Here is a 19127-nt window from a genome sequence, read left to right on the forward strand (position 1 = left end):
CCCGCGCCCGGCTCCCGTTCAGGCCCCGCGTGACGGCGGCAGCGGCCGTACCGTACGCGGGCCCGCGCACCGGGCCCCGTACGCCTCGACCCGCTGCCGCAGCCCCCGGTCCGCCGTGACGACGACGCAGGCGCGGTCCGCGTCCGGCCCGGCGGCCCAGCCGGCGACCAGCCCGGCGATCAGGTCGTCGCCCGAGCCGGGCGCGGACTCCACCCGGACGCCCGGCGCGGAGGCCACGTCCCGGGCCGCGCCCTCGACGACCAGGACGAGCTCGACGGGACCGGGATGCCCGGGCAGGCCGTCGGCGGCGTACGGGACGAGGGAGTCCCGCAGCCGCTCCGCCGCACCGTGCCGGTCCCGCCACCAGCCGTCCGGCACGGACCCCACCACATTGGCGGCGTCGACGATCACCAGGGCCTGTTCGTTCGTCACCCCGTCAGGGTGACACGGACTCAGCCGCCGGTCGCGGGGGACTTCTTCGCGGACTCCGGGATCGTGGCGCCGGTACGGATCGCCTTCCAGAGGTCACCGGCCTGCGGCTGTGCCGCCACCACCCGGTTCGGGTCCTGCTTGTCGTACGCCACCGGCAGCATGATCGTCTCCATGGAGGAGGGGTCGACGCCGTTCATCGAGCGGGCGAACTCGGTGAGGGAGGTCAGCGAGGCCAGCCCCTCGTCGGTGGTGAGCGACTTGGTGGCCGAGCTGGCGATCTTGTAGGCGGTCGTCGGGCTGCCCAGCAGGTCCTGCGACTTGATCTCGGTCAGCAGCGAGAACAGGAACTGCTGCTGCAGTCCGATACGGCCCAGGTCGCTGCCGTCACCGACACCGTGCCTGGTACGGACGTAGGCGAGGGACTCGGTGCCGTCGAGCTTGTGTGAACCCGCGGCCAGGTCGAGCCCCGAGGCCTTGTCCTGGATCGGCTCCTCGACGTCGACGGTGACACCACCGATGGCGTCGACCAGGTCCTTGAACCCGGCGAAGTTGATCTCCATGTAGTGGTCGATGCGGACCCCGGACATCTTCTCCACGGTCTTGACCACACAGGCCGGGCCGACCTCGGAGTACACGGAGTTGAACATCCTGCGCTCCGCGGACGGGACCTCGGTCCCGTCGTCCTTCATGCACGCGGGCCGGGTCACCAGGGTGTCGCGCGGGATGGACACGGCGACGGCCTCGGTCCGGCCCTCGGGTATGTGCACCACCATCGCGGTGTCGGAGCGCGCCCCGCCGACGGCGCCGCCACCGCCGAGCTCCTTGTTCTCGGCGCCCGCGCGCGAGTCGGAGCCGAGGACGAGGAGGTTCTGCCCGGCGGTGGGCAGCTTCTCGGGGCGGTCCTCACCGAGCGCCTTGTTGATGTCGACGCCCTTGATGTTGCTGTCGAGGCTGCTGTACATCCAGTACGCGGTGCCGCCGCCGGCGAGCACCAGGACCAGCAGGACCCCGAGCGTGATCTTGAGGCCGCGGCGGCGCTTGCGTTCCTTCTTCCGTCCCCGGTTCGAGGGTTCCGCCCGCCGTGAGGCGGACCGGCCCGGGGGCGTGGCGTCGTGGCTCATCCTGCGAGAGTCCCTTGTTCTCATCGCCCCGAAGGGCTGGGGGCAAGTTGGGGGACTCGGGTGGGGCCGGTCCACGCATGTGGGGGAGGGCTAAGTTTGCACTATAGACATGTATTCGATTCTCGTGTACATCTTCACGCAACCTTCGGCGTGATCTCCCGGAATGTTCCGCAACGCGTGATAGAGACGTCGCCTTCGGTGAGTGCCCTACGGACGCGGGGAGCGCCGGGACCCCGGGTGAGCGGGGATCCTATGATGGGGCGTGTTCGGTCGGCCGCGGGCCGGAGCGCGGGGCGTTCCCGGACGCGGGGCCGAGAAGCTCGGGAAGGACAACCTCACGCCATGCCGGTCAGATCCAGGCGCGCCACCCAGGGCAGGGCCCCGGCCCAGGGGCCCGAAAGCCCCGGCACCAGCGCGCATCACGTGGTGCGGGAGGTGGCGGGCGGCCGCTGGCTCGTCCTGGGCAAGGACGGCCGGCTCAGCGCGTACGCCCTGGCCGACGAAGGAATGCTCCGCTGGACGGAGGAGCGCCCCGGCGGCTCCGCGTGGGCGGGCCCCGAGCTCGTTCCCGTCCCGCACCTCACCTCACTGACGGTGGCTCAGGGGGCCGACGGATTCGTCCACTTCGTGGGCAGGCGCGCCGTGGAGAAGGACGACGGCCCGCCGGTCGTCGACCTGGTGACCGCCACCCAGTTCCAGACCGGCCGCCCCGTCACCCAGTGGCGCCCCCTCGGCAACCCCCACAAGGAACGGCCCAAGGCGGCCCTCCTCGGTGTGCCGGCCGCGGCCGTGAGCGAGACGGGGACGCTCCACGTCTTCGTACGCAACGAGGGCGGCGCCCTGCTCGTCCGGTGCGAGAGGCCCGACGGGAAGTGGGAGGCCTGGCGCGACCTGAAGGTCCGGCGGGTCCAGGACGGCACGGCCACGGTCACCACCGCCTCCGGCCGGGTGGAGGTGCTGGTCCCCGGGGCCGGAGTGACCCCGCGCCTCGTCCGGGAGCCCGGCGGTGCCTACCAGCCGGACCAGGACATCCCCTTCGCGCACGCCCCGGGCAGCGCCGTCGCCCTGGAGACCGCCCAGGACAGGGTCACGTACTACTGGGCGGACGACTCCACGGGAGGGGTCATGGCCTACCGGCCCGGGACCTGGGCGATCCCGCTGGGCGGCTCCGCGTCCACCGGACCGGTCGCCGCCCTGCGGACCCTGCTCGACGGCTACGACTGCACGGTGCTCGCCCACCGCGCGCACGACGGCCAGGTCATGCTCACCGCGTGCGGTACGGAGAACGAGGGCGGCGGCGTGTGGTGGTCCCCCACGGGCGAGTACTGCACGGGCGGCCCCGCCCTCGCGTACGACGCGTACGGGCGGGTGGTGCTCGCGCTCGTCGGCAAGGACGGGGCCCTGCACATCGCACGCCAGAACCGTGAGTCCGGGCTGGCCCTGGACCCCTCCGTCCGGGTCTGAACAGCCGGACACGCGGGAGGGCACCCACGCCCGTGGGTGCCCTCCCGCGTGTCCCGCCCCGTCGGGCTCAGGAAGCGGGCTTGAGCCCGATCGACAGGTAGTTGCTGTCCGTGTAGTACGGGTTGTAGACGACCTTGCGGCCCTCGGTGGTGGTCACCGGGGTCTTCGGATAGACGTTCACGGGCTTGCGCTGCGTGATGTCGTCCCCGAACCGGCCGAGCCGCAGCCGGTGGGACTCGCCCGACACCGTCAGGTTCCCCGGGATGCTCAGCGAGAGGTCCCAGATCGTGTCGACCTCGACCATCCGGTCGGCGTACTGCTGGAGTTCGAACGTGAAGCTCGCACCCCCGTTCGCGAACGCGCAGGGGATCGAGAAGAACGCGTTCGCGTCCTTGCGGCTCTGCGCGATGATCTGCGCGCCGTGGCCCGCGATGTCGACCTGCGGGCCGTGCTGCGCCGCGGGGACCCCGAGGGCGTAGACCTGCACGTTCAGGTGCGGGCCGGCCGACTCGACGGAGAGGACCTCCGCGTGCGCGGGGAACTCCCGGGAGACGATCTGGAGATGACCGTCCTCGGAGCGGGTGAACGACCTGAACCGCACCGGGCCGGCGTCGCCGGGAGCCGAGATCAGCGAGTTCGCGGTCTGCTGGAGCTCCTTGACCTTCACCCGGCGCATCACCCCGTCGTCCTCACGGCGCAGCAGGACGTTCCACGTACCGCCGGGCAGGCGCAGCTGCCCGGGGATCGCCGCGTAGTGGCGGCCGTTGGCGGTCTGCTCGACGGCGGCGGCCATCAGCGCCTGGCGGCCGTCCGCGGCGTTGACGCACAGCACCGAGAAGCGCCCACCGGGGGCCCGCGTGGGGTCGACGACGAACTCCAGGTCCCCTGCGGACGTGGCCCGGCACAACGCCTCGGGGCGGAAGTCGCGGGCGGTGAGCAGGCGGCTCAGCCAGCCCTCGTAGCTCTGCGCCTGGGCCTCGTCGCTGTAGTTGCGTGACTTCTCCACGGCGTGCGCACCGAGCCGCACCCGCAGGTCGGCGTCGCCCATGAGCCGGTCGAGGTTCTTGGCGAAGGCGTCCACGTCGCCGACGGGGGACAGGGCGCCGTCCACCCCGTCGGAGATGATCTCCGACGGGCCGTGCGGACCCGCGGTGCTCAGGACGGGTACCCCGCAGGTCATGGCCTCCACGATGGTCAGGCCGAAGGTCTCGTCCGTCGAGGCGGACGTGTGCAGGGCTGCCTTCGCGAGCTCCTCGCGCAGGTGCTTCGTGTGCCCCATCAGGAGGATGCGCTCGTTCGCGCCGAGGCCGTCGACGAGCTTGCGGAGCTTGGCCTTCTCCTCGCCGCTGCCGTAGATGCGCAGGGTCCAGTCGGGGTACTTCCGGCCGAGCTGCGCGAACGCCTCGACGAGGAGGTCGAACCGCTTCCAGCCCACGAGGCGCCCGGACGCGGTCACGATCCGCGACTCGTGCACGTCCGCCCGCATGAACGTGCTGGTGACGGCGTTGGGAATGGCGTGGAAGACCGTTCCCACGGCGCCGTACGCGTCCCGGTGGGTCTGGGCGTCCCTCGCCGTCACCGTCACGAAGCCGTCCAGCCGCGGGATGGCCGCGTCCAGCATCTTCCGGGAGCCCGCCGTCTGGTGGTGGTAGTGCGTGTGGGCCTGGCCCATGGTGATGTACTGCCCGGTGCCCAGCGAGGTCAGCAGGGCGATGGTGTTGGGCGCAGTCGCGATGACGACGTCCGCCTCCGTGCTCCGCAGATAGGCGGCGGCGCGCTCGTCCATGAGCCGGCTGTAGCGGTTCTTCTCGTCGGCCTTGTAGCCGGTGCAGTGCTCGGACGCGACCGAGTGCTGCGGATCGTCGAGGTCCACCGAGCCGTTGCGGGTGTCCACCAGTGTGCGCAGCCCGATCTCCGGCGCGAACCGGAGCGGCGGCACGTCGTGGTACTGGAACACGCTCACGAGCTCGATGTCGTGCCCGCGGGCCGCGAGCGAGTTGGCGAGCGTCTGGGTGGCGACGGACGTACCGGCCTGGCCGTAGGCGCTGTACATCAGAAAAGCGATCTTCACGGGGTCTCCTGCGACGGTGGTCCGGGGGCGCTCGGACTCAGACGGACTGGTCCTCGGATGTGCTCAGGACCTGCGAGAGCGCCGATTCGAAGGCCGAGTCGGGCGCGGCCGTGGGGTCCTGCCGCCGTACGTCGATCACATGGCCGGTCATACCGGAGAGGAGGACGTCGAGGGAGCGGCGCGCCACCTCCTGGGAGGAGAGCAGCGATCCGTCGGGCTCCGCCCCGAAGGCCTTCGTCCGCATCGGCGTCGCCGTCCGCTCCGGGTTCACGCAGTTGACCCGGATGCCGTCCTCCGCCCATTCGTCCGACAGCGCCTGGGTGAGGTTCACCATGGCCGCCTTCGTCGAGGAGTACAGGCTGTACTCGGCACGGCCGCGCGTGTAGCTGCTGGAGGTGAACAGCAGCAACTGGCCCCCGGTCTCCGCCAGGTACTTGTACGCGGTGCGGGCGATGTTCACGGGCGCGAGGTAGTTGACCTCCAGCGCTTCGCGGATGGTGGCGTTGTCGGTCTCGTCGAGCCTGCCGATCCGCAGGACGCCCGCGGTGTTGACCACGAAGTCGATGCGGCCGGTCTCCGCGTACGCCCTGGCGAAGGCCTCCTCGACGTGGTCGGGGTTCTCCACATGGGTCCCGGTGGTGGAGCGGCCCAGCGCGTGGACCCGCGCCCCGTACCCCTCGGCGGTCCGGGCGATGTCGGCGCCGATCCCGTACGAGCCGCCGAACACGATGACGGTCCTGCCCGCCAGCCGGTCCCGGTAGAACGCGTCGTCACCGGGTGCCGGAGCGGTCGTGGACGCCAGCTGGAAGAGCTTGTCCGCGATGAAGACGTCGACCGGCTGCGTCACCTTCATGTTGTACTCGTCGCCGATCACGACGTGGACCGGCACCTCGGGAAGGTACTTGACGACGACCGAGCAGTCGTCCGTGGCCTGGAAGAACGGGTCGGCGGCGGCGTGCTCGTACGCCTCGCGGATGGTGGAGAGCCAGAACCCCTGCGGCGTCTGGCCGCGCCTGAGGCGGGCCCGGTCGGGGACGTCCGTGATGAACTCGCCGTCCTCGCCGTGCGTCCTGGTCACGATCACCGTGTCGGACGACGGAATGGCCACGTCGACGGCGGAGTAGCGCTCCAGCGCCGTCACGCACTCCTTGACCACGTGCTGGGACAGGAGGGGACGCACCGCGTCGTGGAACAGGAGATTGCAGTCCGTCCCGCCGTCGAGCCGCTCGGAGACCGCCCGTATCGCGATGTTCGTGGTCTCGCTGCGCGTGCCGCCGCCGGCCAGCACGCACGACACCTTGCGCAGCCCCGCGCGGGCCACGATCGCCTCGGCCTCGGCCACATGGCTCGGCGTCATCAGGACGACGATGTCGTCGATGTCCGGAGCGTCCTCGAAGATCTGCAGGGTGTGTTCGAGGATGGGCTTCCCCGCGATCTTCAGGAGCTGCTTCGGTATGGAGAGACCGATGCGCTGCCCGGTGCCACCGGCGAGGACAACTGCGACCGTACGGCGACGGGTGGCGCGGATGCTCAAGACGTTCCTGCTTCCTGGAAGGGATGGGGGTGGATCCGGAGGGCCCGTCAGGCGGGCTGGTGCGGCTGGGACTCCGGGGCTTCCTGCGCCGTGTACTCGACGGGGAAGTCCCTGAGCCCGCGGAGGTAGAGATCGTTCGCCGCCTGGGCGAAGCGGACCGTCGACGGGGGGTGGTCCGGACCGAGCAGGTATTCCTTCAACTGCTCCCGGTACGGGGCCATGACGTCCTGGTCCCTGGAGAGCATGGCGTCCAGGGCCATCTCCAGGCCGTTGCACTCGGAGTCGAGGAGGTACGACGCGTACGCGGTCCGCTGCTCGTTCCTGAACTCGGCGTCCGGGAGACCTTCCAGATTGAAGATCGCGTAGGGCTTGCGGGTCGCCACGAAGTCCGAGACCACGCTCGACATGTCGCCGATGAGCAGGTCCGAGTGGTTGAAGCAGTCGTACAGCGTGGGAACCCGCTCGGTCACCACGTGGTGCGCGTCGGCGGGCAGCGAGTCCCAGTAGAGCGAGCCGGCCTGGTCACGGAACTTGCGGATCCGGGTGGTCCGCTCATCCTCGGTGAGGTCCGGGTACCTGGAACGGACCCCGCGCTCCTGGAGCGCGGCGAGACGCTTGTCGATGCGCGCCAGCCTGCGGGTGGCGGTCTTGGAGTCCATGACCTTCCGGCCGAACCGTCGGGCGTTGTCGTCCTGGAGCAGCGCGATGATGCGCCGGTGCGCCGCTGCGGCGGCGGGGGAGCGGGTGCCGGTCAGCGGGTGCGGCTTGTAGATGATCCGCAGCCGCCGTTCGTGGCCGAGCAGGGTGCGGATGAGGTGCTCACCCGCGGGGATGACCGACGTGTAGCAGGCGTCGTCCGTCCAGCCCTCCCAGGTGGGGGCGTAGATCACGGTGGGTGTCTCGTCGGCGACCTGGCCCGTCCAGCGGCGCAGCGGCATCAGCTGCGGACGTCCGACCTCGACGATCTGGTGGGAGGAGACCGCGTGCTTGATGCGCTCGTACCGGTCGCGTCCGGCGCGGCCGGCCACCCAGATCTCGTCGAAGACCTTGCTGACGCGGTTGCTGCTGGCCAGCTTGTCGCTGTCGCCGTGACCGATGAAGACGTGCTTGACCTCGTGCCGCTGGAGCATGTGCACGTTCTTGCCGGCGTTGCCGGGGTACAGCGCGACCCGGAGCTCCGGCATCTCGACCCGTGCCAGGTTCTCGGCCTTCGGCACACAGATGACGGGTACGGAGGTGGCGTCGAGGAAGCGCAGGGTCGCGCGTTCGCGCAGCACGATGACGGGCCGCAGCTCCATCTCCTCCAGCGACTCCAGCCACATGTTCACCTGGTACATGAAGTCCTTGGAGACGGCGGCGAAGGTGAAGTAGAGCGCGACCTGCGGGCGGTACTGCGCGAGCTGCCAGTTGAGCTCGCCCATGGCGTCGTCCGGAGTGGGCAGGATCAGGGCGTTCCTGGCGCCGGGCAGCAGGACGAGGACGGCCAGGAAGGCGAGCCACACCGACGCGATGCCGCCGAAGGTCACGTACTGCCAGTTGTCCGTCGCGATGGTGCCGATCGCCCCGGCGACGAGCGGGACGTCCAGGTGCAGCATCTTGCGGACGTGCTTGCTCATCAGGAACGGGTGCGGCAGGCGGCGGATCCCCAGCGCCTCCAGGTCCAGCCCGCGGGTGGTGAACGGCAGCGCCGCGCGCTCCGACCTGACCCGCTTCAGCAGGGCGCCGTAGACCAGCTGCAGGACGAACAGCAGCAGCAGTCCGACCGACGTCATCTGGACGACGAACGAGTCGAGGTCGATCATGGCGCCGCAGAGCGCGAGCAGCAGGAACTGGCGGATCAGGAAACGGATGGTCAGACCGAAGCGGGAGTCCCTGAGGCGGTCCAGGGTCGAGGACTCGGCGGTGTGCAGGAGGAGGTCGGCCGCATAGCTGATCGCCACGGCGTAGGCGAAGACCGGGAGTGACACCATCACGACCGCCGCCGTCATGGCGACGAAGCTGAGTACCAGTGCGGCAGAGATCAGCACCCCGATCACGGCCTGACGCTGCGGCTTGCCCATGGGCGGACAGCCCCTCCTTCAGTGATGTTGTGCGGCGCGTGGCGACGGTGCCAGCTGGAGACAGTGGAGTGCCGCACGTCATCACAGTGGGGGGCCGAGCCGCAGGTCTAGCTGAAGGGCGGACGGTGCGTAAGGAGCTCGTGAAGCATCAGGGGGAACTTTAGACACTCACGAAAGATTCAGTGAACTTTCAGAGGGAAAAAGTCGAATATTTGATAGCTGGATGCTGAACAGTTATATACGGACAGCTTCTCGTGGTCGCGCGAGCCTTGCTTCGCACGCTGGGTGACGGGGATGACGCCCGCCCCCACGTGCAGGCCCGCACGTGTCCGCCCCGCGCGTCCCCGGGCACGACGAAGGGGGGTACGGCCCGGTCACCGGGCCGTACCCCCCTTCGCGTGTCGGACAGATGTTACGCCGGGACGCTCGCCACGCCCTGCGCGAGGAACCGCTTCCCGTTGACCCGCTCCGAGACGCCCTCACGGTCCAGGTACGGCGTGATGCCGCCCAGGTGGAAGGGCCAGCCCGCGCCGGTGATCAGGCAGAGGTCGATGTCCTGGGCCTCGGCGACGACGCCCTCGGCCAGCATGAGGCCGATCTCCTGCGCCACCGCGTCCAGGACGCGGTCGCGGACCTGGTCCTCCGTCAGGACGCTGTCGCCCTGCTCGAGGAGCGCCGCGACCTCCGGGTCCAGCTCCGGCTTGCCGGAATCGTAGACGTAGAAGCCGCGCTTGCCCGCCTTGACCACCGCGGCCAGGTTCTCGGAGACGGTGAACCGGTCCGGGAAGGCGCGGTTCAGGGTCTCGGAGACGTGCAGACCGATCGCCGGGCCGACGAGCTCCAGCAGCACCAGCGGGGACATCGGCAGGCCGAGGGGCTCGATGGCCTTCTCCGCCGTCTCGACCGGGGTGCCCTCGTCGATGATGTTCTGGATCTCGCCCATGAAGCGGGTGAGGATGCGGTTGACGACGAACGCCGGGGCGTCCTTCACCAGGACCGCGGTCTTCTTCAGCTTGCGGGCGACACCGAAGGCCGTGGCCAGCGAGGCGTCGTCGGTCTGCTCACCGCGGACGATCTCCAGGAGGGGGAGGACCGCGACCGGGTTGAAGAAGTGGAAGCCGACGACCCGCTCGGGGTTCTTCAGCTTCGACGCCATCTCGGTGACCGAGAGGGACGAGGTGTTGGTGGCGAGGATCGCGTGCGCCGGGGCGACCGCCTCGACCTCCGCGAACACCTGCTGCTTGACGCCGATCTCCTCGAAGACCGCCTCGATGATGAAGTCGGCGTCGGAGAAGCCCTCCGCCTTGTCCAGCACACCGGAGACCAGGGCCTTCAGGCGGTTCGCCTTGTCCTGGTTGACGCGGCCCTTGCCGAGCAGCTTCTCGATCTCGGCGTGGACGTAACCCACACCCTTGTCGACACGCGCCTGGTCGATGTCCGTGAGGACGACCGGGACCTCCAGGCGGCGCAGGAACAGCAGGGCGAGCTGCGAGGCCATCAGGCCCGCGCCCACCACACCGACCTTGGTGACCGGACGGGCCAGGGACTTGTCCGGCGCGCCGGCCGGGCGCTTGGCGCGCTTCTGGACCAGGTTGAAGGAGTAGATCCCCGAGCGCAGCTCGCCGCCCATGATCAGGTCCGCGAGGGCCTGGTCCTCGGCGTCGAAGCCGGCACCCAGGTCGCCGTCCTTGGCCGCCGCGATGATCTCCAGCGCGCGGTACGCCGCCGGGGCCGCGCCGTGCACCTTGGAGTCGGCGATGGCCCGGCCACGGGCGACGGCCTGGTCCCAGGCGTCACCGCGGTCGACCTCGGGACGCTCCACCGCGATCTCGCCCCTGAGGACGGAGGCGGTCCAGAGCAGCGACTGCTCCAGGAAGTCCGCACCCTCGAAGAGGGCGTCGGCGATCCCGAGTTCGAAGACCTGCTTGCCCTTGAGCTGGCGGTTCTGGTTCAGCGAGTTCTCGATGATCACCGAGACGGCGCGGTCGGCGCCGATCAGGTTGGGAAGCAGCGCGCAGCCGCCCCAGCCGGGGACCAGACCGAGGAAGACCTCGGGCAGCGAGAACGCGGGGATCGCGGAGGAGACGGTGCGGTACGAGCAGTGCAGGCCGATCTCGACACCGCCGCCCATCGAAGCGCCGTTGTAGTACGCGAACGTGGGGACCGCGAGGCCGGACAGCCGGCGGAAGACGTCGTGGCCGCCCTTGCCGATGGCCAGCGCGTCCTCGTGCTTCCTCAGCAGCTCGACGCCCTTGAGGTCGGCGCCGACCGCGAAGATGAACGGCTTGCCGGTGATGCCCACACCGGTGATCGCGCCCTCGGCGGCCTCCTTCTCGACCTGGTCGACGGCGGCGTTCAGATTCGCCAGCGACTGCGGGCCGATGGTGGTCGGCTTGGTGTGGTCGAAGCCGTTGTCCAGCGTGATGAGGGCGAACCGGCCCGCACCGCCGGGAAGGTCGAGGTGGCGTACGTGCGCCTGCGTGACGACCTCACCGGGGAACAGCTCGGCCGCGCCCTTCAGAAGCTCAGTGGTGGTGGTGCTCACTTGTTGCCTCCGTCGAAATTCGGGTTCTCCCAGACGACCGTGGCGCCCATGCCGAAGCCGACGCACATCGTCGTCAGGCCGTAGCGGACCTCCGGCTGCTCCTCGAACTGGCGGGCCAGCTGAGTCATCAGGCGGACGCCGGAGGAGGCCAGCGGGTGACCGTAGGCGATCGCGCCGCCGTACCGGTTGACGCGCGCGTCGTCGTCGGCGATGCCGTAGTGCTCCAGGAAGGCGAGCACCTGCACGGCGAAGGCCTCGTTGATCTCGAAGAGACCGATGTCGGAGATGGAGAGACCGGCCTTGGACAGGGCCTTCTCCGTCGCCGGGATCGGGCCGTAGCCCATGACCTCCGGCTCGACGCCGGCGAAGGCGTACGAGACGAGACGCATCCTGACCGGGAGGCCCAGCTCGCGGGCGACGTCCTCGGCGGCGAGCAGCGAGGCGGTGGCGCCGTCGTTGAGCCCCGCGGCGTTGCCGGCCGTCACGCGGCCGTGGGCGCGGAACGGGGTCTTCAGACCGGCCAGGGACTCCATGGAGGTGCCCGGGCGCATCGGCTCGTCGGCGGTGACCAGGCCCCAGCCCGTCTCGCCGGCCTCCGCGTTGGTGCGGCGCACGGCGACCGGCACCAGGTCCTGCTGGATCTTGCCGTCGGCGTACGCCTTGGCGGCCTTCTCCTGCGAGCGGACCGCGTACTCGTCGGCGCGCTGCTTGGTGATCGAGGGGTACCTGTCGTGCAGGTTCTCCGCGGTCATGCCCATGAACAGGGCGGACTCGTCGACCATCTTCTCCGAGACGAGACGCGGATTCGGGTCCACGCTCTCGCCCATCGGGTGGCGGCCCATGTGCTCGACACCACCGGCGACGACGACGTCGTACGCGCCGAAGGCGATGGAACCGGCCGTCGCCGTGACGGCGGTCAGGGCGCCCGCGCACATGCGGTCGATGGAGTAGCCGGGGACCGACTGCGGCAGACCGGCCAGGATTCCGGCGGTGCGGCCGAGCGTGAGGCCCTGGTCGCCGATCTGCGTGGTCGCGGCGATGGCGACCTCGTCGATCAACGCGGGGTCCAGGTCCGGGTTGCGGCGCAGCAGCTCCCGGATGGCCTTCACGACGAGATCGTCGGCTCGGGTCTCGTGGTAGATGCCCTTCGGGCCCGCTTTGCCGAACGGGGTGCGGACGCCGTCGACGAAGACGACGTCCCGGATGGTACGAGGCACGGTGGCTCTCCTCCAGGGTGCGGGATGGCACTGCTGCGGGGCGCGCCCAGGAGCGCGCCGCCCCCCACATGCTACTTGCGGGTAACCAGGCTGCCCACCCCCTGCGGGCGGAGCGGCGAAGGTCACACGTCACACACTGCCCGTACGGCCCTCCCGCGCACCATGTCCGCGGCGATCGGGTGCGAGGACCGGAGCACCTCGGCGACGAACCCGCGCCTCGGCACCCCCGGATGACGCAGTGCGGGACCGTGGTCCCACGCGACCACCACGGCGACGGCGCCCAGGGCCGTCCGCCGGCCGAGCGTGGCCAGGGCGCGCACGGGGCGGGGGAGAGCCCCGAGCGCCCGGCGCGGGCGTGCGCAGTGGAACGGCACGTGCCGCTCCTCGTCGGTGAGGATCCGGCCCGCCACCTCACGGGTGAGCGCGTCGTCCGTCCCGTCGCGCAGGGCCCGGTGGTAACGCAGCGCGATCACTTCCGCGATCATCGGAGCCAGCGGCTCCAGCAGTCTGCGCAGCGCCACGAAGACCCGGTCGCTCCGGTGCGAGCGGAGCGTGGACGCCCCGCCCGCGGCCGGCAGCAGTGCGAGCAACCTGGCGTGATTTCGCTCCTCGTCGAGGAACAACCGGACCGCCGACGTGTACGCCAGGTCCCCCCGCGGCCTCCGCGTCGGCGATCAGATTCGCGCCGTCCCCGTCCTCGCCGACCTGGAAACACCGCAGGCTGCGCCGGACCGGCCCGCGCGGCCGGGCACCCGGCTCCCACTCCCGATCCCCCCGGCGTTCGCGCTCGTCCTCGAACGCGCGTAGCCAGTCGTCGAACCCGTCTGTCGTCCGCTCCCCCCGGGGCGTACGTACGTGGTCAGGCGCTCGTGTCCAGGGCGCGCAGCAGCAGCGGGCCGACCTGCTCGATCTGCCAGCGGCGGGCGCCGTACCCGGCGAGCGCGTCCTCGACCCCGTCCGGCGTCAGGCCCCGGGGCGGCTCCCAGCAGAGCCGGCGCACGGTGTCCGGGGTGATCAGATTCTCCTGCGGCATGTGCAGCCGCTCCGCGAGCTCCGACACCGCGGTGCGGGCCGCCGACAGGCGGGCCGCGGCGGCCGGGTCCTTGTCCGCCCAGGAGCGGGGCGGCGGCGGTCCGGCGGGCATCTGGCCGGGCTGCGGGAGCTCCGACTCGGGCAGCTCCTTGGCCCGGTCGACGGCCGCCTGCCACTGCTCCAGCTGACGGCGCCCCATGCGGTGGCCGAAGCCGGGCAGCGCGGTGAGGGCCTGCACGTTCACCGGGAGGGCGAGGGCCGCTTCGATGATCGCGGCGTCGCCGAGCACCTTGCCGGGCGAGATGTCACGGCGCTGCGCGACCTGGTCACGGGCGGTCCACAACTCCCGTACGACCGCGATCTGACGGCGCCGGCGCACCTTGTGCATGCCGGAGGTGCGGCGCCAGGGGTCCTTGCGCGGCGGGGCGGGGGGCGCCGTGGCGATGGCGTCGAACTCCTCCAGGGCCCACTCCAGCTTGCCCTGCCGGTCGAGCTCCCCCTCCAGGGCGTTACGCAGGTCGACCAGCAGTTCGACGTCGAGCGCGGCGTAGCGCAGCCAGGGGTCGGGCAGTGGGCGGGTGGACCAGTCGACCGCGGAGTGGCCCTTCTCCAGCGCGTAGCCGAGGACGTTCTCCACTATGGCGCCGAGGCCGACCCGCGGGAATCCAGCCAGCCGTCCGGCGAGCTCCGTGTCGAAGAGCGAGGTCGGGATCATGCCTATGTCACGCAGGCAGGGCAGATCCTGGGTTGCGGCGTGCAGGATCCACTCGGTGCCGGCGAGGGCCTCGCCCAGGCCCGAGAGGTCGGGGCAGCCGACCGGGTCGATCAGGGCGCTGCCCGCGCCGTCGCGGCGCAGCTGCACGAGGTAGGCGCGTTGCCCGTAGCGGTAGCCGGACGCGCGCTCGGCGTCGACGGCGACGGGTCCGGTGCCCGCGGCGAACGCCGCGATCACCTCGGCCAGCGCGTCGTCGGTCGCCACCACCGGGGGAATGCCCTCGCGCGGTTCGAGCAAGGGGATCGGCGCCGGGGCGACGTCGTCCGGGGGAGCGCCCCCGGTGGTTCGCAGTGAGGTGTCTGCTGCGGTCTCTTGGGCGTCGGTCACATGCCAAGGGTATCTGTGTATGTGCGGCACCCGTCGACGTAACGTTCCGCCGACGGGTGCCGATGCACGTAAACCGGCCGGGTACGCATCGCTGCACGTACCGGCGGGGAGTGGGGGTCAGTGGATGATGCCCGTCCGCAGGGCCACGGCGACCATTCCTGCGCGGTCTCCGGTGCCGAGCTTGCGGGCGATGCGGGCGAGGTGGCTCTTGACGGTGAGGGCGGAGAGGCCCATCGAGACGCCGATGGCCTTGTTGGACTGGCCTTCGGCGACCAGGCGGAGCACCTCCACCTCACGTCCGGACAGTTCGCGGTAGCCGCCCGGGTGGCTCGGGGAACCGGGAGGCCTGCGGTGCATGCGGGCTGCGTTGGCGCCGATCGGAGCGACACCGGGTCGGGAGGGGTGGCCGATGTTGGTACGGGTGCCGGTGACGACGTAGCCCTTCACGCCGCCCGCGAGGGCATTGCGAACCGCGCCGATGTCATCGGCGGCGGAGAGGGCGAGGCCGTTCGGCCAGCCGGCGGCTCGGGTCTCGGACAGCAGGGTCAGCCCGGAACCGTCGGGCAGGTGGACGTCGGCAACGCAGATGTCGCGCGGGTTGCCGACGCGGGGGCGGGCCTCCGCGATGGACGACGCCTCGATGACGTCACGAACTCCGAGTGCCCACAGATGGCGGGTGACGGTGGAACGGACGCGCGGGTCGGCCACGACGACCATGGCCGTCGGCTTGTTCGGGCGGTAGGCGACCAGGCTTGCGGGCTGCTCGAGGAGAACGGACACCAGGCCTCCTGGGGAGTGGCGGTACGGGCCGGCTCGGGGGTGAAGCCGGGGCGAACCGTGCTTGAAGGGTCATTGACCTCTTCGGCAGCAGGCGCGTCCTCCTTTAGGGGAAGATCACGATTTAGTGAGTAACAATTCGGGCAAATAGGACGCGCGATCGATTGTACGAAAAGAGAGCCGGTGCTCGCGCGGCCGGCTCCCTCCCAAAGGTGACGCTGCGTCAGGGCTTCTGGGGGCCCCGCCGCTGGGGCAGCGTCACGACCGCCGCGTCGGTCCCCGACGGCGGCAGACCGGCGAGCTGGCAGAGCAGGTCGCCCCACGCGGTCAGGTGCCCCGCCGTGTCCGGCACGCCGCCACGCCCCTCCCGTGGCGTCCAGGAGGCCCGGATCTCGATCTGTGTCGCCGGGCGCCGCGCGCCCAGCGCGCCGAAGTAGTGAGATCCGGCGCGCGTCACCGTCCCGCCCGCCTCCCCGTACGACAGGCCCCGCGCGTCCAGCGCACCCGTCAGCCAGGACCAGCACACCTCGGGCAGCAGCGGGTCGGCCGCCATCTCCGGTTCCAGTTCGGCCCGCACCAGCGTCACCAGCCGGAAGGTGCCCTGCCAGGTGTCGTGCCCGGACGGATCGTGCAGCAGCACGAGACGGCCGTCGGCGAGATCGTCCTCGCCGTCCACGACCGCGGCCTCCAGGGCGTACGCGTGCGGGGCGAGGCGTTGGGGCGGCCGCGTCGGCTCGACCTCCAGTTCGGGGCGCAGGCGGGCGGAGCGCAGCGCGTCGACCGCCGAACGGAAGGCGGACGGGACGGAATCGTCCCCACCGCTCTCCTCGGTAGCAGCGCCATCGGAATGATCGGAGAATTGTCCCTGAGCCGGAGCCATGCCGGGAAGAGTAGGCGGAACCGGAGCCTCGCGCAGGGAGGGACACCCATGCGGGGTCGGGCTCGTTACGCATGCGTGCGAAGATTCCGTGTGTGAGTGCCAACGACAGCCCCTCGGGCCTGCAGACGACATCCGCCACCCATGAGTCGGCCTTCCTCAAGGCGTGCCGGCGTGAGCCCGTGCCGCACACCCCGGTGTGGTTCATGCGCCAGGCGGGGCGCTCACTCCCCGAGTACCTGAAGGTCCGCGAAGGCATCGCGATGCTCGACTCCTGCATGATGCCGGAGCTCGTCACCGAGATCACCCTGCAGCCCGTACGCCGCCACAAGGTCGACGCCGCGATCTACTTCAGCGACATCGTCGTACCGCTCAAGGCCATCGGCATCGACCTCGACATCAAGCCCGGCATCGGCCCGGTGATCGCCGAGCCGATCCGCACCCGCGCCGACCTGGCCCGGCTGCGCGACCTCACGCCCGAGGACGTCCCGTACGTCACCGAGGCCATGGGCATGCTCACCGCCGAGCTGGGCGCCACGCCGCTGATCGGTTTCGCCGGTGCGCCGTTCACTCTCGCGAGCTACCTGGTGGAGGGCGGCCCGTCCCGCAACCACGAGCGCACCAAGGCCATGATGTACGGCGACCCGGAGCTCTGGGCCGACCTGCTCGACCGGCTCGCGGCGATCACCGGGGCGTTCCTGAAGGTCCAGATCGAGGCGGGCGCCTCGGCGGTCCAGCTGTTCGACTCCTGGGTGGGCGCCCTCGCCCCCGCCGACTACCGCCGCTCCGTGATGCCGGCCTCCGCGAAGGTGTTCGACGCCGTCGCGTCGTACGGCGTCCCGCGCATCCACTTCGGTGTGGGCACCGGTGAACTGCTCGGCCTCATGGGCGAGGCCGGTGCGGACGTCGTCGGCGTCGACTGGCGGGTCCCGATGGACGAGGGCGCCCGTCGGGTCGGCCCCGGCAAGGCCCTCCAGGGCAACCTCGACCCGGCGGTGCTGTTCGCGCCGACGGAGGCGGTGGAGGCGAAGGCCCGCGAGGTGCTCGACGCCGCCGCCGGTCTCGAGGGCCACATCTTCAACCTGGGCCACGGGGTCATGCCGACGACCGACCCGGACGCGCTGACCCGGCTCGTGGAGTACGTCCACGAGCAGACGGCACGCTGACCCGGGCGCGGTGCGGCTCCGGGTCCCTGACCCGGGAGCAGGCCCGGCATTCCGTCGAGGCGGTCGTCGGAGACGACCGTCCTCTCCCGGAAGCCGCTGCCGCAGTCCGGGCAGTCGCGGCCGGAGCGGGTGACCCAGCGGGCCGGAAGGCGCGGGCGGCTGCTGCTCAGCAGGACGCCGAGGCCCACACGGGCGGCAGCCCCCGGCACCAGGAGGGACGGGCCGGGTACGGACGTCCGGGGCTCCTCGGGTTCGGACCGACGGGCGTTCCACGAGGGGACGAGGTCCGGCCCTTCGCCGTCCAGGCGGTGCCCGCCTCCCCGGTTCAGGCCGTGCCCGCCTTCCGTACCGCCGTCACCGTCTTGCGGGCCGCCACCAGGACCGGGTCCCAGACCGGGGAGAACGGCGGGGCGTAACCGAGGTCTAGCGCGGTCATGGCCTCCACCGTCATTCCGGCGGTGAGCGCCACCGCCGCGACGTCCACGCGCTTGGCGGCCCCGTCACGGCCCACGATCTGCACGCCGAGGAGCCGGCCGGTCCGGTACTCGGCGATCATCTTCACCGTCATCGGCCGCGCCCCCGGGTAGTAGCCCGCCCGCCCCGTCGACTCGATCGTCGCCGTGACGTACCGCAGGCCGACCGCCCGCGCGTCCTTCTCGCGGAGTCCGGTCCTGGCGATCTCCAGGTCGCAGACCTTGCTGACCGCCGTACCGACCACACCCGGGAAGATGCCGTAGCCGCCGCCGACGTTGGCCCCGATGATCTGGCCGTGCTTGTTGGCGTGGGTGCCCAGCGCGATGTGGCGGGTGCGGCCCGCCACGAGGTCCAGGACCTCCACGCAGTCGCCGCCCGCCCAGATGTCGTCGTGGCCCACGACCCGCATCGACAGATCGGTCAGCAGGCCGCCGTGCGGGCCGAGCGGCAGACCGGCCGCGCGGGCCAGGGCGGTCTCCGGCTCGACGCCGATGCCGAGCACCACCACGTCCGCCGGATAGCTCGCGTCGTCCGTGGCCACAGCGGTGACGCGACCGTCCGGCCCGGTGTCGATACGGGTGACCGCGGCGCCGTTCACCGTGGTGATGCCCAGCCCGTCCATCGCCTCGTGGACGAGACGGCCCATGTCGGGGTCGAGCGTCGCCATGGGCTGCGCGCCGCGGTTGAGCACCGTCACCTCGAAGCCACGCTTCAGCATCGCCTCGGCCATCTCGACGCCGATGTAGCCCGCCCCGACCACGACCGCCCGGCGTCCGGGGGCGTGGTCCAGCGAGTCCAGGAGCGCCTGGCCGTCGTCCAGGGTCTGCACCCCGTGCACCCCGGGGGCGTCCATCCCGGGCAGCTCGGGCCGGACCGGGCGGGCTCCCGTCGCGATCACCAGCTTGTCGTAGCCCGTCCAGTACGTCCGCCCGCCGTCCCGGTCCAGTGCCCGCACCCGCCGCCCGGCGACATCGATCTCCGTCACCTCGGTGCGGATCCGCAGGTCGATGGAACGGGCCCGGTGCTCCTCGGGCGTACGGGCGACGAGGTCGTCCCGCTCCTCGACGTCGCCGCTCACCCAGTACGGGATGCCGCAGGCGGAGTACGAGGTGAAGTGGCCGCGTTCGAAGGCGACGATCTCCAGGTCGTCCGGCCCCTTGAGCCTGCGGGCCTGCGACGCGGCGGACATGCCCGCCGCGTCGCCCCCGATGACCACCAGTCGTTCCGCCGCCATGCCGGGTCCCTTCGCCGCAGT

General features: G+C 71.2%; 13 protein-coding genes and 1 pseudogene. 2 read left to right on the top strand and 12 right to left on the bottom strand.

Annotation, left to right across the window (positions count from 1 at the left end; translation table 11 throughout):
* Positions 1–18 precede the first annotated feature (18 nt).
* Together ACFWVP_RS18690 and ACFWVP_RS18695 are read right to left on the bottom strand one after the other, a co-directional pair.
* A complete protein-coding gene (locus ACFWVP_RS18690) occupies positions 19–432 on the bottom strand; it encodes an NTP pyrophosphohydrolase (protein WP_384497913.1) in 414 nt (137 codons plus the stop codon).
* 20 nt (positions 433–452) lie between these two features.
* Positions 453–1553 (bottom strand): LCP family protein, encoded by a 1101-nt coding sequence (locus ACFWVP_RS18695; RefSeq protein WP_384497915.1) that lies wholly within the window; start codon positions 1551–1553, stop codon positions 453–455.
* Positions 1554–1895: 342 nt separating this feature from the next.
* Here ACFWVP_RS18695 and ACFWVP_RS18700 point away from each other — a divergent pair, with 342 nt between their 5' ends.
* Positions 1896–3017 (top strand): hypothetical protein, encoded by a 1122-nt coding sequence (locus tag ACFWVP_RS18700; RefSeq protein ID WP_384497917.1) that lies wholly within the window; start codon positions 1896–1898, stop codon positions 3015–3017.
* Between the two features lie 67 nt (positions 3018–3084).
* Here the strand turns inward: ACFWVP_RS18700 and ACFWVP_RS18705 are convergent, their stop codons facing one another.
* The 9 genes and pseudogenes from ACFWVP_RS18705 to ACFWVP_RS18745 form a co-directional block, all read right to left on the bottom strand.
* Positions 3085–5088 carry a glycosyltransferase gene (locus tag ACFWVP_RS18705; RefSeq protein ID WP_384497918.1) on the bottom strand — a complete coding sequence of 668 codons (2004 nt, stop codon included), beginning with the start codon at positions 5086–5088 and terminating at the stop codon, positions 3085–3087.
* A 37-nt stretch (positions 5089–5125) separates the two neighbouring features.
* Complete coding sequence (locus tag ACFWVP_RS18710) at positions 5126–6622, bottom strand: SDR family NAD(P)-dependent oxidoreductase (protein WP_384497919.1); 1497 nt, start codon at positions 6620–6622, stop codon at positions 5126–5128.
* A gap of 47 nt (positions 6623–6669) precedes the next feature.
* On the bottom strand, positions 6670–8682 hold the full coding sequence (locus ACFWVP_RS18715) for a hypothetical protein (protein ID WP_384497921.1): 2013 nt from the start codon (positions 8680–8682) through the stop codon (positions 6670–6672).
* A 412-nt stretch (positions 8683–9094) separates the two neighbouring features.
* Positions 9095–11227, bottom strand: coding sequence for a 3-hydroxyacyl-CoA dehydrogenase NAD-binding domain-containing protein (locus ACFWVP_RS18720; RefSeq protein WP_384497923.1), 2133 nt, complete (start codon positions 11225–11227; stop codon positions 9095–9097).
* The gene (locus ACFWVP_RS18725) at positions 11224–12444 is read right to left on the bottom strand and encodes a thiolase family protein (protein WP_384497924.1); all 1221 of its coding nucleotides are present in this window, start codon (positions 12442–12444) and stop codon (positions 11224–11226) included. The genes ACFWVP_RS18720 and ACFWVP_RS18725 overlap by 4 nt, the downstream gene beginning before the upstream one ends.
* A 122-nt stretch (positions 12445–12566) precedes the next feature.
* Positions 12567–13164 (bottom strand): annotated as a pseudogene (locus tag ACFWVP_RS18730) (ferritin-like domain-containing protein).
* A 139-nt stretch (positions 13165–13303) separates the two neighbouring features.
* Complete coding sequence (locus tag ACFWVP_RS18735) at positions 13304–14578, bottom strand: HRDC domain-containing protein (RefSeq protein ID WP_384497926.1); 1275 nt, start codon at positions 14576–14578, stop codon at positions 13304–13306.
* A gap of 117 nt (positions 14579–14695) precedes the next feature.
* On the bottom strand, positions 14696–15358 hold the full coding sequence (locus ACFWVP_RS18740; protein ID WP_056791805.1) for a response regulator transcription factor: 663 nt from the start codon (positions 15356–15358) through the stop codon (positions 14696–14698).
* Between the two features lie 220 nt (positions 15359–15578).
* A complete protein-coding gene (locus tag ACFWVP_RS18745; protein ID WP_384497927.1) occupies positions 15579–16235 on the bottom strand; it encodes a DUF3000 domain-containing protein in 657 nt (218 codons plus the stop codon).
* Between the two features lie 92 nt (positions 16236–16327).
* Between ACFWVP_RS18745 and hemE the strand changes: the two genes are divergently transcribed.
* Positions 16328–17398, top strand: a complete 1071-nt coding sequence (hemE, locus tag ACFWVP_RS18750) for a uroporphyrinogen decarboxylase (protein WP_384497929.1) — start codon at positions 16328–16330, stop codon at positions 17396–17398.
* A gap of 325 nt (positions 17399–17723) precedes the next feature.
* Here hemE and ACFWVP_RS18755 read toward each other — a convergent pair whose 3' ends face one another.
* Entirely contained in the window at positions 17724–19106 is a 1383-nt protein-coding gene (locus ACFWVP_RS18755; RefSeq protein ID WP_384497931.1) for an FAD-dependent oxidoreductase, read from the bottom strand.
* Between the last annotated feature and the right edge of the window lie 21 nt (positions 19107–19127).

This window comes from Streptomyces sp. NPDC058637 (assembly GCF_042717325.1).
Lineage (GTDB): Bacteria > Actinomycetota > Actinomycetes > Streptomycetales > Streptomycetaceae > Streptomyces.

Excerpts from the sequence above, each read along its gene's own strand:
- ACFWVP_RS18715 (WP_384497921.1), bottom strand. The coding sequence starts at position 8,682 with ATGGGCAAGCCGCAGCGTCAGGCCGTGATCGGGGTGCTGATCTCTGCC.
- ACFWVP_RS18700 (WP_384497917.1), top strand. The coding sequence starts at position 1,896 with ATGCCGGTCAGATCCAGGCGCGCCACCCAGGGCAGGGCCCCGGCCCAG.
- ACFWVP_RS18755 (WP_384497931.1), bottom strand. The coding sequence starts at position 19,106 with ATGGCGGCGGAACGACTGGTGGTCATCGGGGGCGACGCGGCGGGCATG.
- ACFWVP_RS18695 (WP_384497915.1), bottom strand. The coding sequence starts at position 1,553 with ATGAGCCACGACGCCACGCCCCCGGGCCGGTCCGCCTCACGGCGGGCG.
- ACFWVP_RS18745 (WP_384497927.1), bottom strand. The coding sequence starts at position 16,235 with ATGGCTCCGGCTCAGGGACAATTCTCCGATCATTCCGATGGCGCTGCT.